Below are 14,355 nucleotides of genomic sequence, written 5' to 3' on the forward strand. Positions count from 1 at the left end.
TGCTGCCATTGGCGCAGCCGAGGCCCCGTTGCGGACGCGGTCACTTCCGGCGCAGCCCCTTGTAGATGCGCTCGCAGTCAGCGCACACCGGGGAGCCCGGTTTCGCCTGCTTTTTCACGGGAAAGGTCTCCCCGCACAGCGCCACCACCATCTTGCCCGAGATGGCGGAGTCGACGATCTGGTCCTTCTTCACGTAGTGGAAGACCTTGGGGGTGCCGTCGTCAGTGGTTGACGAGGTATCTTCCCGCAGGTCGGTGCGCTCCAGGGTTTTCGTCGTCGTCTTCACGGTGTCCATCATGCCCCACATGGCGGAAGAACTTAAGCCGGAGGGCTACCCTGAAAGGCTATGAGCGAGGCGAGCGGGCACTTCCACGACCAGCACACGGTCGACGTGGACGTTGAGCAGTCCGCACCGCGCGCGCGGCGCAGCCGTCGGAAAACGAAGCGCGCCCTCATCACGGACCTTAAGCGCTCCCCCGAGCAGAACCGCAGGAGCCGCGAGGTGCAGTACCTGATTATGCAGGGCCTCCGTCTGCCCTTCATTCTGCTCTCCCTGTTCGCGGCGTTCGCCTGGGAAAATTGGGGGCTGGCCGCGATTTTCTTCCTCATTTCGGTGCCGCTGCCGTGGATTTCCGTGATGGTGGCGAACGGCCAGGGCGAGGTGCGCGATTCGCGTTCCCGGAACGTGTACAAGCCGGCGGTGGCGCGCGAAGAGGCGGCGCGGCTCGAGGCGGCGCGCCAAGCTCAGCTCGCTCAAGCCGACGGTTCCGGCGCGGCGAATGCCCCCAGTATCATCGAGCACGACGATTAGCCCCCGGCTGCGAAGGAGCCTGTACGTTCCATGACCGCTCCCCCTCCCCCTGCAGCGCTCATGCGCGACCTTGCGACGGTGCTGCACGAGGCCCAGTTCACCGCGGACGGCGTGGCCGCCCACCTCGGGCCAGACGCCACGGACGCGCTGTACCGGGGCGAGCCCGGTGTGGTGCTCGCGGCTACCCGCGGCGGCACGCAGCTCGACGGACTCATCCGCTTTTTCCTGCTGCGCCGCCCCGTCTCCGGGGAGGAGCTGGCGGACCTCATCGGCTCCCGCCTTGCGCTCTCGCTTGTCGACGCTTCCTTCGCCACCCAAACCCCCGCCGGCGACCTGGTGGTGAACTTCGATGTCCGCCCGCACATCGTGGCCGGCGAACCGCGCCTGGTCGTGTCCGACCGGGACGCGTCGGTGACGGAGCTCGTGCCCGGGCGCGACCATGTGCTCGGTGTCGGCGCGGCGTCGTTGTCGCTACTCTCCGCCGCCCCGCAGGTACCGGTGGGCCGCGTGCTCGATCTCGGGACGGGCTCCGGTATTCAGGCGCTGGCGCAGGCCGCGGCCGCGGAGCAGGTCGTGGCTACCGACGTGCACCCGCGCGCCCTCGAGCTCGCGTCCGCAACGCTGGCGGCGAACGGCGTGGAGAACGTCGAACTGCGCGAGGGCGCCTGGTTTGAGCCCGTGATCGGCGAGCGCTTCGACCGCATCGTGGCCAACCCGCCATTCGTCGTGGGGCTGCCGGAGGTGGGGCACGTCTACCGCGATTCCGGCCTCGGCCTCGACGGTGCGACCGAGCTCGTGGTCTCCCAGGCCGCGAACCACCTCGCGGAGGACGGCACGGCGTGCATCCTCGGCGCGTGGGTGCACACCCTGGACACGCCGTGGCAGAACCGGGTGGCCTCGTGGCTGCCGTCGTCAGGCGTGAGTGCCTGGGTGCTGCAGCGCGACGTGGTGGATCCCGGCATGTACGTCTCCACCTGGCTCAAGGATGAGTCGGTGGACCTGCGCTCCCGCGAAGCGTTCGAGCGCAGCGAGGCGTGGCTGGACTACTTCGACGACAACGACGTCCACGCGATCGGCTTCGGCTGGGTGTTCCTGCGCGACATCGGCGATGCCCCTTCGGAAATCACCGCCGAGGAGGTGCGCCAGCCCTTTAACGATCCGCTCGGGCCCGAGGTGGAGGAGTATTTCAGCCGCACCGCGTGGCTGCGCGCCGCCGATAAGGACGCGGTGCTGGATGCCACGTACGTGCTGCGCCCCGGTGTGGCGCTCGAAGAGGTGCAACTCGCCGACCAGGAATTGGGCATGGGCTTTACGACGGAGGTCATCCGCATCACCCGCACCGACGGGCCACGCTTCACCCACGACGTGGACGAGGCGCTGCGCGCTGTGCTCGCCGGGCTCCACCCGCAAGGTCTCCCGCTGCGAGAGGTGGTTGGGCTCCTCGCCGCCTCGCGCGGCATGGCGGATGCTGAAGCGCTCGGCGAGCTCGAGGACCAGGCGGCCGCAGCGATTGTGGATCTCGTGCGCCACGGCATTGTGATCCCCTCGGCGATCGCTGAGGTTGTGCGATGAGGGCTGTGCTGACTCGGGTCTCCAGCGCGTCTGTCACTGTGGACGGTGACGTGGTAGGCGCGATCGATTGCCCCGACACCGGCGGGATCCTCGCCCTTGTGGGTGTCGGCGCCGAGGACAGCCCCGACGCCTGGGAAACTGTCGCGCGCAAGATCGCGGAACTGCGCATTCTCGACGGCGAGCGCTCCGTCACCGATGTCGGTGCACCGGTGCTTCTCGTCAGCCAGTTCACGCTCATGGGCCGCACCGCGAAGGGCCGGCGGCCGTCGTGGTCCGATGCCGCGCCGGGCGACATTGCGGAGCCGGTCATCGCGCGCATTGCGGAGGAGCTTCGCAGCCGCGGCATCAGGGTCGAGGAAGGCCGTTTCGGTGCGAAAATGCGGGTCGCAAGCGTCAACGAAGGGCCTTTTACCGTGATTGTGGAAGCTTAGCTAGCAACGCCACGCTTCATGTGACATATTTCATATTGCAGGATTGTCCGCGCCCATGCCGGCGATAGGTCAATGTGCGAGGATTATGCAAGGAATCTAATCTCCCGCCGCGGGAACAAAACCGCGCGGTGAGACGTTGGACTGTTGGATTCACTCACAACGCTATCGAGGAGGCAGCACCACATGACTCAGCCGGATCATGTCAACGCCGCAGAGCAGGAAGAAGTCGACCGCGGTAGCCGCCGGAACCAGACGAACGATAACCCTTCGGCTGACCTTGTCCGCGTCTACCTCAACGGCATCGGCAAGACGGCGTTGCTCAGTGCTGAGGAAGAAGTTGAGCTGGCCCAGCAGATCGAGGTGGGCCTGTACGCCCAGTACCTGCTGGATGATCCGGAGACGCAGCTCACCCGCGCCAAGAAGCGCGACCTGAAGATTCTGGCCAAGCAGGGCCGCAAGGCCCGCGCCCACCTGCTCGAAGCGAACCTGCGCCTCGTGGTCTCGCTGGCGAAGCGCTACACCGGCCGCGGCATGCCGCTGCTGGACCTCATCCAAGAGGGCAACCTGGGCCTCATCCGCGCGATGGAGAAGTTCGATTACACCAAGGGCTTCAAGTTCTCCACGTACGCGACGTGGTGGATTCGCCAGGCAATCACCCGCGGCATGGCTGACCAGTCCCGCACCATCCGCCTCCCGGTCCACCTGGTGGAGCAGGTGAACAAGCTCTCCCGTATCCGCCGCGAGATGTACCAGTCCCTCGGCCGCGAGCCGACGAACGACGAGCTCGCCGAGGAGTCCGGCATCCCCGAGGCGAAGATTGAGATGCTGCTGCGCCAGTCCCGCGATCCGGTGAGCTTGGACATGCCCGTCGGCGCGGATGAGGAGGCCCCGTTGGGCGACTTCATCGAGGATGCTGAGGCGACCGACGCAGAGGATGCGGTGGTGTCCACCCTGCGCCACGACGATATCCAGGACATCATCAACGGCCTCGAGCAGCGCGAGCAGGACGTGATCCGCATGCGCTACGGCCTGACCGACGGTGTGCCGCGCACGCTGGATCAGATCGGCCGCGAGTTCGGCCTGTCCCGGGAGCGGGTCCGCCAGATTGAGCGCGAGGTGATGGCGAAGCTGCGCGTGGGCGAGCGCGCTGACCGTTTGCGCGATTACGCGATGTAACCCAGCCTTCTCACCAGCGGCCCGGCACCTGTGCGCCGGGCCGTTTCTTTTTCAGATGCGCGGGGGTTGACTGGGTTACAGTAGACGCTATGCGCGATTTGGTTGATACCACCGAAATGTACCTGCGTACGGTGTACGAGCTCGAGGAAGAGGGCATCACGCCGCTGCGCGCCCGCATCGCGGAGCGCCTCGAGCAGTCCGGTCCCACCGTGTCGCAGACGGTGGCCCGCATGGAGCGCGACGGACTCATCGTGGTCGAGCGCGATCGCTCGCTGTCCCTCACCCCCGCCGGCCGTGAGCTCGCGACGTCGGTGATGCGCAAGCACCGCCTGGCGGAGCGTCTGCTTACCGACGTGTTGAAGATGGACATCGAAAAAGTCCACGAAGAGGCGTGCCGCTGGGAGCACGTGATGAGTGATGAGGTGGAGCGCCGCGTCGCAGCAGTCCTCGACGATCCGAGCCGCTCCCCCTTCGGCAACCCGATCCCGGCGCTGGCGGAGATCGGCGCTTCCGGCGCGGCGAACGCGCAGGCAGGTGAGCGCTCCATTGACCTGCGCCTGAAGGAGCCGGCCAAGGTCAAGGTGATCCAGATCAACGAGATTCTGCAGCAAGGTACCGCTGTGCAGTCCCCGGTGATCGCGCTGGGCTCCCTGGTTGGGCAGACGGTGACGCTTGAGCCGCACGACGACGGTGCCATGACCGTGACCACCGAGGACGGCGAGTCCGTGGAACTGGCGCCGGAGTTCGCCCACGCGCTGCGCGTCGAGCTCGCTGAGTAAAGCCCGCAGCCATGAAGCTCGTTGTCACCGGCGGTGCCGGGTACGTCGGTTCCGTCTGCGCTGCTGTGCTCATCGAAGCCGGCCACGATGTCGTTGTCATCGATGATTTCTCCACCGGCAACCGCGATGCCGTGCCGGAGGGTGCGATGCTTGTTGAGGGGAACATCGTCGACGTGATCGACGGGGTGCTCGCCGAGGGCGGCATCGACGGCGTGCTGCACTTCGCCGCCCGCTCGCTTGTCGGCGAATCCGTCGGGGAGCCGGCCATGTACTGGCACGACAACCTCGTCGTGTCGTTGGTGCTGTTGGACGCAATGCGCCGCCACGGTGTCACTTCCCTGGTGTTCTCCTCGACGGCGGCCACCTACGGCGAGCCCGAAGAGGTGCCGATTGTGGAGACGGCGCCGACGCGCCCGACTAACCCGTACGGTGCCACGAAGCTCGCCATCGACGACGCGATCTCGTCCTACTGCACCGCGTACGGCCTCGGCGCGACCAGCTTGCGCTACTTCAACGTCGCGGGCGCGTACGGCGAGCACGGCGAGAACCACCCGACTGAAACCCACCTCATTCCGCTCGTGCTGCAGGTGGCGATGGGTTACCGCGAGAAAATCATGATCTTCGGGGACGACTGGCCCACCAAGGACGGCACCTGCGTGCGCGACTACATCCACATCCGCGATCTAGCGGACGCGCACGTGCTCGCGCTGGAGGCGAACCAGCCGGGCGAGCACCGCATCTTCAACCTGGGCTCGGGTGACGGCTACACGGTGCGCGAAGTCATCGAAACCTGCCGCGAGGTCACCGGCCACCCCATTCCGGCCGAAGTAGCGCCGCGCCGCGCGGGCGATCCGGCGGTGCTCATCGCGTCGTCGGCACGCATTCAGCAGGAGCTGGGATGGAACCCAACGCGCACGGAGCTGACCCGCATCGTTACGGACGCGTGGCACTTCACCCGCGACCTCGGCGAGCGCTCCCACGGGGCGCGGTAAAAGCCGGGCGCTTTAAGCCCCGAATCCTTCCTTCCATAGGGTGTTGCTGCTTTCCGCGGCGGTGGCGAGCAGGGTGTCGTGCTCCCCGCACATGAGTAACTGGGCGAGGATGGCCGAAAGCGAGTGCTCTTCGATCTCCTCTTGGGCGCAGGCGAGGGCCGCACAGGCCCAAGAGGAGAGCCGCATGCGCACGGCGGCGACCGCCCAGAGGCTGAGCGCGTTCGCGCGAATGACGCCCTCGTAGGACCTCGCGATAGTCGCCAGCACGGCGGCTGCAGGCAACGGGGCTTCGAGGACGACGCTGAAGAGGCAGTCGCGCAACGGCGAGCGGCTGAGTATCACGGCGACGTGCTCGAGATCCTCCCGCGGCGCGGGGAGATGCGCTTGCTTTGCACCTTCGCCGACGAGCGGTCGGGCACTCGCGGCACGCAGGGTCTCGCGCGCCCGCTCCACCGCTGCTTTCACCATGATCGGCTCGGAATCGAGCTTGTCCACCAGGCGGTACCCGCGGCGGTACACGTCCGCGAGTTCCCGTGTGGTGATGCGCGGGGCGACAGCCGGGTCGTGGTCGAAGAACGCGCGCGTGTGCTCGCGGCTGAGCTCCGGCAGCGCCCCCTGGGCCAGCAGCGGGCCCATGGTCGGCTGCGCCATGACGGAAGGCACGATGCCGGATACCCAGTCCCGCGGCAGGCCCGCACTGTGCAGCTCGGCTGGGGTGGGACCGAAAAGCATGGTGTACGGGGTGCCGGTGGCGATTTCGGAGAGATGCCAGCAAGCGTCGAGAAGCGGAAGCCCGTCCAAGTCGCGCGCGGCCGAGAGCTCGTCGATGGCCTCTGCCACGAGCTCGGAGGTGGGAATACGGCTGACGACGAGCCCGAGGAACCCGAAGGTGTCCGCGGTGCAGTGCTCGAGGGCGAATACGGCGGCTTCAGCGGTTTGGGGCAGGTCGGCGCGCAGGACGGGTCCGAGGAGGATGGCGCCGGTGTCCGCGTCGCGCTCGAGGGCGAGCAGGATGGTCGATTCTTGCGGGTAGTAGCCGAGGAGGCCGGGGATCGAGGCGAAGACATCGCCGAGGGTGAACAAGGTTGCGTGTGGAATGTGCGGTGTTTGAGTCATAGGTATTGGACGCTCGAAACCCGCCCCGCGTTCCCCCGCCGCCGGCGCGCGCGGCCCGAGTTATCCACATTTCAGCCGCAATTGGTCACCTCATTGGGGAGCTGTGGATGAAAGTAGCGTCGCGGTGGCATCGGGCCGCGTGCTCGGGCAGAATAGAGCGCTCGACTGCACTCGCCCCGCCGGGAATGTTGCGTCGAACACCATTGTTGACATGAGAGACTGTCATACACGAGGAGGAATACCATGTCGGACGATCACCGCATGTACGAGCTTGAGTATCCTTCGCCTGCCGTCGGCGAGGGTGGACCCGCCGGCCCCACGCTTATCATCGCGATGCAGGGCTACGCGGATGCCGGCCACGCCGTGGAGGGTTCCGCCGACCACCTCAAGGCCGCGCTGGAGTCCCGCACGGTGGCGACGTTTAACAACGATGAGCTCATCGATTACCGCGCCCGCCGCCCGGTGGTGACGCTGAACCAGCACGAAATTTCGAACGTCGAGGACCTCGAGCTGGACATGCGCGTGCTGCGCGATTCGGACGGCACCTCCTTCCTGCTACTCTCCGGCCCAGAGCCGGATCTGCGCTGGGAGGCGTTCAGCGAGGCGGTGGCGGATCTCGTCGAGCGTTTCGACGTTCGCGAGACCATCTGCCTCTACGCCGCGCCCATGGGCGCGCCACACACCCGCCCGCTGGTGGTGTCCGCGCACGGCAACCGTGAGGAGTTGGTGGGCTCCATGTTCACGTTCGACGGCATGGTGACCATCCCGGGCTCCGCCTCGATACTGATCGAGCGCGAGCTGCACAAGCGCGGCCGCCCGGTGGCCGGGTTCACCGCTCACGTGCCGCACTACGTCGCATCCTCGCCCTACCCGCACGCGATGTACCAGCTCCTGCAGTCAGTGGAAGACTCGGCGAACCTCCGCTTCCCGCTGCGCTCCCTCGAACGCGACATGGCGAAGGTGTCGCGCCAGCTCGCGGAGCAGACCGCAGCGTCGGAGGAGGTGGCGCAGGTGGTGCACGCGCTCGAGCAGCACTACGACACGGAGATGGAGGAGTACCGCGAGCGCAACCCGGAGGCGATGATGCCGGGCGAGGCCCAGGTGCCTTCCGGCGAGGAGATCAGCGAGGCGTTCGAGAACTTCCTCGCCGCCATCGAGGACCGCGACCGCGCGCTCGGCGAGGGGCACTCCCCGGGCGAGGACGAAAGTACGCGTCGCCTCAGCGACCACTACTTCATCGACCCGTCCGAGGACGACGGCTTCGAGGGCCTCGCGGAGGACGACGAGTAGTTCGCTAGGTTGGAAGGCGTGATGCTTTCCAGCCTGCTGCCCGACCTCGCCGACGTTCCCGAGTCCCTCTTCGAGGACGCGGTGTGGGAATCGTTCACCCGCTGGACCGCAGCGCGCGGAATCTCCCTCTATCCCGCCCAAGAGGAAGCGTCACTGGCGCTCCTCGCCGGCGACAACGTCATCCTGGCCACACCAACCGGCTCCGGCAAATCTATGGTGGCAAACGCCGCCCACTTCATCGCAATGGCGCGCGGACAGCGCAGCTTTTATACCGCGCCGATCAAGGCGCTGGTGAGCGAGAAGTTCTTCGCCCTGTGCGAGATCTTCGGACCCGAGAATGTCGGCATGATGACGGGCGATGCCACCGTGAACGGCAATGCGCCTATCATCGCCGCCACCGCGGAAATCGTCGCCAACATCGCCTTGCGCGAGGGCGCGAATGCGCGCATCGACCAGGTAGTGATGGATGAGTTCCACTACTACTCCGAGCCCGACCGCGGCTGGGCCTGGCAAGTGCCGCTCCTGGAGCTGCCGAAGGCGCAGTTCCTCCTCATGTCAGCCACCCTCGGCGACACGAAGTGGCTCGAAGACGATCTCACCGCCCGCACCGGGCGCCGCACCAGCTATGTCGGCGGCTCCACCCGCCCCGTGCCACTGGACTTCCACTACGTGTTCACCCCGGTCCACGAGACGATCGAGGAGCTTCTCGAAAACGGCAAGGTCCCGATCTACGTCGTCCACTTCTCCCAGCGCGAGGCAACCGAACGCGCCCAGGCGCTGACCAGCATGAACATCGTCACCGCAGAGGAGAAGGCGAGGATCGCCGAGGAGATCGGGGACTTCCGCTTTACGACGTCGTTCGGCAAGACCCTCTCCAAACTCGTCCGCCGCGGCATCGGCATCCACCACGCGGGCATGCTCCCCAAATACCGCCGCCTCGTCGAGCGGCTCTCCCAAACCGGCCTGCTGAAGGTCATCTGCGGCACCGATACGCTCGGCGTGGGCATCAACGTGCCGATCCGCACCGTGCTCATCACCGGCCTGGCGAAGTACGACGGCACGCGCCAGCGCATCCTCAAATCGCGTGAATTCCACCAGATTGCGGGCCGCGCCGGGCGCGCCGGGTACGACACCGAGGGCACCGTGGTTGTCGAGGCACCAGAGCACGAGATTGAGAACGTGAAGCTCCGTCGGAAAGCGGGCGATGACCCGAAGAAGCTGAAGAAGCTGCGCAAGAAGTCCGCGCGCGACGGCGAGGTGTCCTGGTCGGAGAAGACGTTTGAGCGCCTCACCACCGCGGAGCCGGAGGAGCTGACCAGCCAGTTCCGTGTCTCCAACTCGATGCTGCTCAATGTGGTCGCGCGGCCCGGCGACGGTTACGAACACATGCGTCACCTCCTGCGCACCAACCACGACCCGCGGGCTAAGCAGAACCGCGACATTCTCACCGCCGTTGAACTGTTCCGCGGCCTGATCAACGCGGGCGTGGTGGAGCGCACCCCCGACTCGCCCGCGTTTCGTCCGTACACGCTGACCCGCGAGCTGGACCGGGACTTCGCGCTGAACCAGCCGCTTTCCCCCTTCGCGCTCGCGTTCCTGACGCTTCTCGACCCGGAGTCGGAGACGTACACGCTCGACGTGATCTCGGTGTTCGAGTCGATTCTCGATGACCCCCGCCAGCTCCTCCAGGCCCAGCAGACTGCCGCCCGCGGCGAGGAGATCGCGGCGCTGAAGGCCGAGGGCGTGGATTACACCGACCGCATGGCGATCATCGAGGACGTCACCTACCCGAAGCCGCTCGCCGACGAGCTGGACGAGGCCTTCGACACCTTCACCGAGGGCAACCCGTGGGCCAAGGAATTCGAGCTCTCCCCGAAATCCGTGGTGCGCGACATGCTCGAGCACGCCATGACGTTCTCGGATCTCATCGCTACCTACGGCCTCGCCCGCTCCGAGGGCGTGGTGCTGCGCTACCTCACCGACGCCTGGCGTACGCTGGCGCACTCCATCCCGGAGGCGTACATGAACGAAGAGCTTGCCGACGTCGTGGTGTGGCTCGGCGAGCTAATCCGCCAGGTGGACTCGTCGCTGATCGACGAATGGGCACACATGGCCGACGAGGACTCCCCCGTGTCCCGCGAGACGATGGAGCGCGAGCTGGCATTCGGCGTGGAGGATCCGACCGCGCTCACCGCGAACCGCCGCGCCCTCACCATCATGGTGCGCAACTTGTTTTTCCGCCTCACAGAACTCTTCGCGTACGAGAAGGAAGACCAGCTCGCAGAGATACTGGATTACCTGGATGCCGACCAGACCGTCGATTGGCCCGCGGCGATGGATGATTACTTCGACGAGTACGACGACATGGACACCGGGCCCGATGCCCGCGGCCCCGAGTACTTCCGCCTCGGGGATCAGTCGGGCCGCCTGTGGGAGGTCACCCAGATTTTCAAGGACCCGGAAGGCGACAACGCGTTCCAGCTGCGCGGTGTTGTGGACCTCGACGCCTCCGACGAGGCCGGCGAAGTGCGCTTGGCTTCCATTTCGCTGACGCAGGCCTAGTTGGGCCGGTAGATTGCTGGTCATGACCAAAGCACTTGTCGTCGGTGCCGGCATGACCGGCCTCTCCACCGCGTGGCACCTGCAGGAATACGGCTACGAAGTAGAAGTTGTTGATCGCGTCGGTGTCGCCGGCGGCTCGTCCTGGGGCAACGCCGGTTGGCTTGCGCCGGGCAAGACCATCCCCTTGTCCAACTCCAGCCTCTGGATGTACGGCCCCACCGCGCTCTTCGACAAGCACGCGGCGCTCGACGTGCCGGTGCGCATCGACGCGAAGCTGTGGGCATTCGTCGCGCAGTTCATGGCGCATGCCACCGGCCGCGCATGGGACACCACGATGAAGGGCCTCACGCCTGCGGACCTCGCCGCCCTCGCGGCGTTCGACGAGCTCGAGGCCAACGGTGTTGACGCCGAGAGCATCGACGCGCCGTTCATCATCGGATTCGAGGCGGAGGAGCAGGCCAAGGGCTTCTTGAAGGAAGTCGAGGGCGCCGCGCGCCACGGCCAGGAGATCCCCTTCCACAAGATTTCGCTGGACGAGGCGCGTGCCGACGCTCCCATGCTCACCGAGAAGGTCGGCGCCATCTACCGCATGGAAGGCCAGCGCTACATCGAGCCGGGCCCGTACTGCGAGGCAATCGCCGACTCCATCGAGGCCCGCGGCGGCACCGTCACCTCCGGCGTCGAGGTCGTGGAGGTCACATCCACCCGCAAGCCGGCCGTGAAGCTCTCCACCGGCGAGTGGCTGACCCCTGACGTAGTTGTCATCGCCACCGGTGCGTGGATGCCGAAACTGGCCAAGGACCTCGGCGTGACCACCATGATCCAGGCTGGCCGCGGCTACTCCTTCAGCGTCGAGACCGCGGAGCCGGTCACCTGCCCGGTGTACCTGCCCGAGCAGAAGGTGGCCTGCACCCCGTACCAGGGCCGTTTCCGAGTGGCCGGCACCATGGAGTTCCGCGGCCCGGACGAGCCGTTCCAGCCGGGGCGCATCCAGTCCATCATCCACACCACCAAGCGGATGTTCCGCGGCATCGACTGGGATTCCCGCCAAGACGAGTGGGTGGGCTCCCGCCCGGTCACCCCGGACGGCCTGCCGCTCGTCGGCGCGACCAAGGTGCCCAACGTGTACGTCAACGGCGGACACGGCATGTGGGGCGTCGTGCTCGGCCCGATTTCCGGCAAGATGCTGGCCAAGGAAATTGCGACCGGCGAGGTCGACCCGATTCTCGAGCCGTTCAACCCGCTGCGCGGCCACTTCGTCGGTATCTAACGCGAAAGGCTCCCCCGAAGGGGAGCCGGAACGCGGGAGAGCCGAGCGCTATTTAGCGCGCAGCCTCAACGGTGAGTGCCTGTGCCACAGCCTGGACCACAGCTGCGACCTTGACGGCCTCCCAGACCTGCTCCTTGGTCAGGCCAGCCTCGCGGACCTCGTGGGCGTGGGCGACGGCGCAGTGCTCGCAGCCGTTGATGGTGGAAACTGCGAGGGACCACAGCTCGAAGTCGGCCTTCTCAACGCCCGGCTTGGAGATGATGTTCATGCGCAGGCCGAACTTGACCTGGGCGTAGTCGTCGCCGAGCCAGTTCTTGGCGCGGTACGCGACGTTGTTCATCGCCATGACGGTGGCCGCGCCGTACGCTGCCTCGATAGCCTCTTCGGAGAGGTGCTCCTTGGCCTCGTCGGCGATCTCGGAGATCACGGCATCGTTGCGGGTCGCTGCGGCGGATGCCAGCAGAGTGCCCCAGAGCTGCTGCTCGCTGAGCTCGGTGGAGCGGGTCAGGGAGCCGAGGTTCAGCTTCTGGTCCTTGGCGTACTCCGGCAGTGCGCCGCGCAGGTTCTCGATAGACATAGGTTTATTCCTTTCGGTGGTTGATAGCTTTCGTCGAAAAGCGGGGGCTGGAAAAGCCCCGCGCTCAGGCGGGGCTTCGAAGCGTGGTTACTTCAGGGACTCCTGAACCACAGCCATCTTGTCGATGTTCTTGGTCGGGTCGTTCTTCTGCCAGTCGCAGGCGCAAACCTCCTCGGACTGCAGTGCGTCGAGCACGCGCAGCACCTCGTCGACGTTGCGGCCGACAGCGTCCGGGGTGACGGACACGAACTGGATGACGCCGTCCGGGTCGATGATGAAGGTTGCACGGTCAGCGACACCGGCAGCGTTCTCCACACCGAGGGCGCGGATCAGGTCGTGGCGCACGTCGGCGAACATCGGGAACGGAACCTCGAGGAGCTCCGGGTGGGTCGCACGCCAGTTGAAGTGGGAGTACTCGTTGTCGGTGGAGCCGCCGAGCACCTGGGTGTCGCGGTCCTCGAACTCCTCGTTCAGCTTGCCGAAGGCAGCGATCTCGGTCGGGCAGACGAAGGTGAAGTCCTTCGGGTAGAAGAAGACGATCTTCCACTTGCCCTCGTACTTGTCCAGGGAAACGTTCTCGAAGTAGTCGTCCGGAGAGCTAGCGTTAGCCTCCTTGAGGTTGCCACCCTTCAGTGCGACAAGGTCGAACTCCGGGAAGCGCTCCCCAACGGTCATGATCGGCATAAGAATCCTCCTGGTTGGTGTGAATGTCGGGCGCAGTGCACCACTCGCATTCGATTTTGCCATAAAACTCGCATCGCCTCAACACCTAAACCTATTGGCGTGTTGTATGGTTATAGGCATGCCCAATAGGACGTACAAGCCGACGCTCGCCCAGCTCCGCACCTTCGTCACCGTTGCCGAGAACAAGCATTTCGGCACGGCCGCCGCGAAACTGGGCATCTCCCAACCCTCCCTCTCCCAGGGCCTCGTGGCGCTGGAGACGGGTCTCGGCATCCAACTGATCGAGCGCTCGACTCGCAAGGTCATCGTGACGCCGAAGGGCGAGGCGCTCCTGCCCTACGCCAAGGCGGCGCTCGACGCCGCCGAGGCGTTCGTCGCCCGCTCCCGCGGCACCGAGGGCACGCTGGCAGGCACCGCCACGATCGGCATCATCCCAACCATCGCGCCCTACATCCTCCCCCACCTGCTCGCGGAGCTCAGCCAGACCTACCCGCAGTGCGAGCCCCGCATCGTCGAGGAGCAGACCGACCGCTTGATCTCGCAGCTGCGCGACGGCCAGATCGACGTCGCCGTCCTCGCGCTGCCCGTCGACGCGCCCGGCCTCGAAACCGTCGAGCTCTACCGCGAGCCCTTCGTCGCCATCACGCCTGCGGGGCACTTCGGCGCGGAGGAGCGCGTCCTCTCCCTCGACGACCTGGGCGATCTGGAGCTGCTCCTGCTTGACGACGGGCACTGCCTCCGCGACCAGATCGTGGACCTGTGCAAGCTCGCGCACACCACGCCGAGCGGCACGTCCCTGTCCGTCACCCGCGCGGCCTCGCTGACCACGATCGTGCAACTGGTGGTTGCCGGCCTGGGCTCCACGCTCGTCCCGCTGTCCGCGGTAGAGACGGAATGCGGCCGCCCGGGGCTGGACCTCTACACCTTCGAGGAGGGCGCGGACGCGGAGCGCGTCATTGGCTTGGCGTACCGCGCGTCTTCGACCCGCGCGGACGAGTTCGCGGCGCTCGGCACACTGGTGGCCAACGCATACGAGCGGGCGATCGCTCCCACCGAGGCGACCTTGCGGGGGTAGCTGGGGCTAGACTCGTCTCC

At 66.4% G+C, this 14,355-nt stretch carries 14 protein-coding genes; 10 read left to right on the forward strand and 4 right to left on the reverse strand.

Annotation, left to right across the window (positions count from 1 at the left end):
- Positions 1-40: 40 nt before the first annotated feature.
- Positions 41-298 (reverse strand): DUF3039 domain-containing protein, encoded by a 258-nt coding sequence (locus M5J20_RS03340; RefSeq protein WP_253576362.1) that lies wholly within the window; start codon positions 296-298, stop codon positions 41-43.
- 48 nt (positions 299-346) lie between these two features.
- Here M5J20_RS03340 and M5J20_RS03345 point away from each other — a divergent pair, with 48 nt between their 5' ends.
- From M5J20_RS03345 to galE, 6 genes are all read left to right on the forward strand, one after another.
- Positions 347-811, forward strand: a complete 465-nt coding sequence (locus M5J20_RS03345) for a DUF3099 domain-containing protein (RefSeq protein WP_253576288.1) — start codon at positions 347-349, stop codon at positions 809-811.
- Positions 812-841: 30 nt separating this feature from the next.
- Entirely contained in the window at positions 842-2,383 is a 1,542-nt protein-coding gene (locus M5J20_RS03350; protein ID WP_253576290.1) for a DUF7782 domain-containing protein, read from the forward strand.
- Entirely contained in the window at positions 2,380-2,814 is a 435-nt protein-coding gene (gene dtd / locus M5J20_RS03355) for a D-aminoacyl-tRNA deacylase (RefSeq protein WP_253576292.1), read from the forward strand. The genes M5J20_RS03350 and dtd overlap by 4 nt, the downstream gene beginning before the upstream one ends.
- A 183-nt stretch (positions 2,815-2,997) precedes the next feature.
- Positions 2,998-3,990 carry a sigma-70 family RNA polymerase sigma factor gene (locus M5J20_RS03360; protein WP_253576294.1) on the forward strand — a complete coding sequence of 331 codons (993 nt, stop codon included), beginning with the start codon at positions 2,998-3,000 and terminating at the stop codon, positions 3,988-3,990.
- An 89-nt stretch (positions 3,991-4,079) separates the two neighbouring features.
- Positions 4,080-4,769, forward strand: coding sequence for a metal-dependent transcriptional regulator (locus M5J20_RS03365; RefSeq protein ID WP_253576296.1), 690 nt, complete (start codon positions 4,080-4,082; stop codon positions 4,767-4,769).
- A gap of 11 nt (positions 4,770-4,780) precedes the next feature.
- On the forward strand, positions 4,781-5,761 hold the full coding sequence (gene galE / locus M5J20_RS03370) for a UDP-glucose 4-epimerase GalE (RefSeq protein ID WP_253576298.1): 981 nt from the start codon (positions 4,781-4,783) through the stop codon (positions 5,759-5,761).
- A gap of 12 nt (positions 5,762-5,773) precedes the next feature.
- Here the strand turns inward: galE and M5J20_RS03375 are convergent, their stop codons facing one another.
- Complete coding sequence (locus M5J20_RS03375; protein ID WP_253576300.1) at positions 5,774-6,877, reverse strand: DUF4192 domain-containing protein; 1,104 nt, start codon at positions 6,875-6,877, stop codon at positions 5,774-5,776.
- Positions 6,878-7,120: 243 nt separating this feature from the next.
- Between M5J20_RS03375 and M5J20_RS03380 the strand changes: the two genes are divergently transcribed.
- From M5J20_RS03380 to M5J20_RS03390, 3 genes are read left to right on the forward strand one after another with little or no spacing between them, the layout of a single operon-like run.
- Entirely contained in the window at positions 7,121-8,167 is a 1,047-nt protein-coding gene (locus tag M5J20_RS03380) for a PAC2 family protein (RefSeq protein ID WP_253576302.1), read from the forward strand.
- Positions 8,168-8,188: 21 nt separating this feature from the next.
- Positions 8,189-10,729 (forward strand): DEAD/DEAH box helicase, encoded by a 2,541-nt coding sequence (locus M5J20_RS03385; protein WP_253576364.1) that lies wholly within the window; start codon positions 8,189-8,191, stop codon positions 10,727-10,729.
- A 22-nt stretch (positions 10,730-10,751) separates the two neighbouring features.
- A complete protein-coding gene (locus M5J20_RS03390) occupies positions 10,752-11,999 on the forward strand; it encodes an NAD(P)/FAD-dependent oxidoreductase (protein WP_253576304.1) in 1,248 nt (415 codons plus the stop codon).
- 52 nt (positions 12,000-12,051) lie between these two features.
- Here M5J20_RS03390 and ahpD read toward each other — a convergent pair whose 3' ends face one another.
- Together ahpD and M5J20_RS03400 are read right to left on the reverse strand one after the other, a co-directional pair.
- Positions 12,052-12,576, reverse strand: a complete 525-nt coding sequence (gene ahpD, locus M5J20_RS03395) for an alkylhydroperoxidase, AhpD family (protein WP_253576306.1) — start codon at positions 12,574-12,576, stop codon at positions 12,052-12,054.
- An 87-nt stretch (positions 12,577-12,663) separates the two neighbouring features.
- Positions 12,664-13,260: a peroxiredoxin gene (locus M5J20_RS03400; protein WP_253576308.1), complete on the reverse strand. Its 597-nt coding sequence runs from the start codon at positions 13,258-13,260 to the stop codon at positions 12,664-12,666.
- A 118-nt stretch (positions 13,261-13,378) separates the two neighbouring features.
- Between M5J20_RS03400 and M5J20_RS03405 the strand changes: the two genes are divergently transcribed.
- Entirely contained in the window at positions 13,379-14,335 is a 957-nt protein-coding gene (locus tag M5J20_RS03405; RefSeq protein ID WP_253576310.1) for a hydrogen peroxide-inducible genes activator, read from the forward strand.
- Positions 14,336-14,355: the final 20 nt, after the last annotated feature.

Source organism: Corynebacterium stercoris (assembly GCF_024160105.1).
Taxonomy (GTDB): domain Bacteria; phylum Actinomycetota; class Actinomycetes; order Mycobacteriales; family Mycobacteriaceae; genus Corynebacterium; species Corynebacterium stercoris.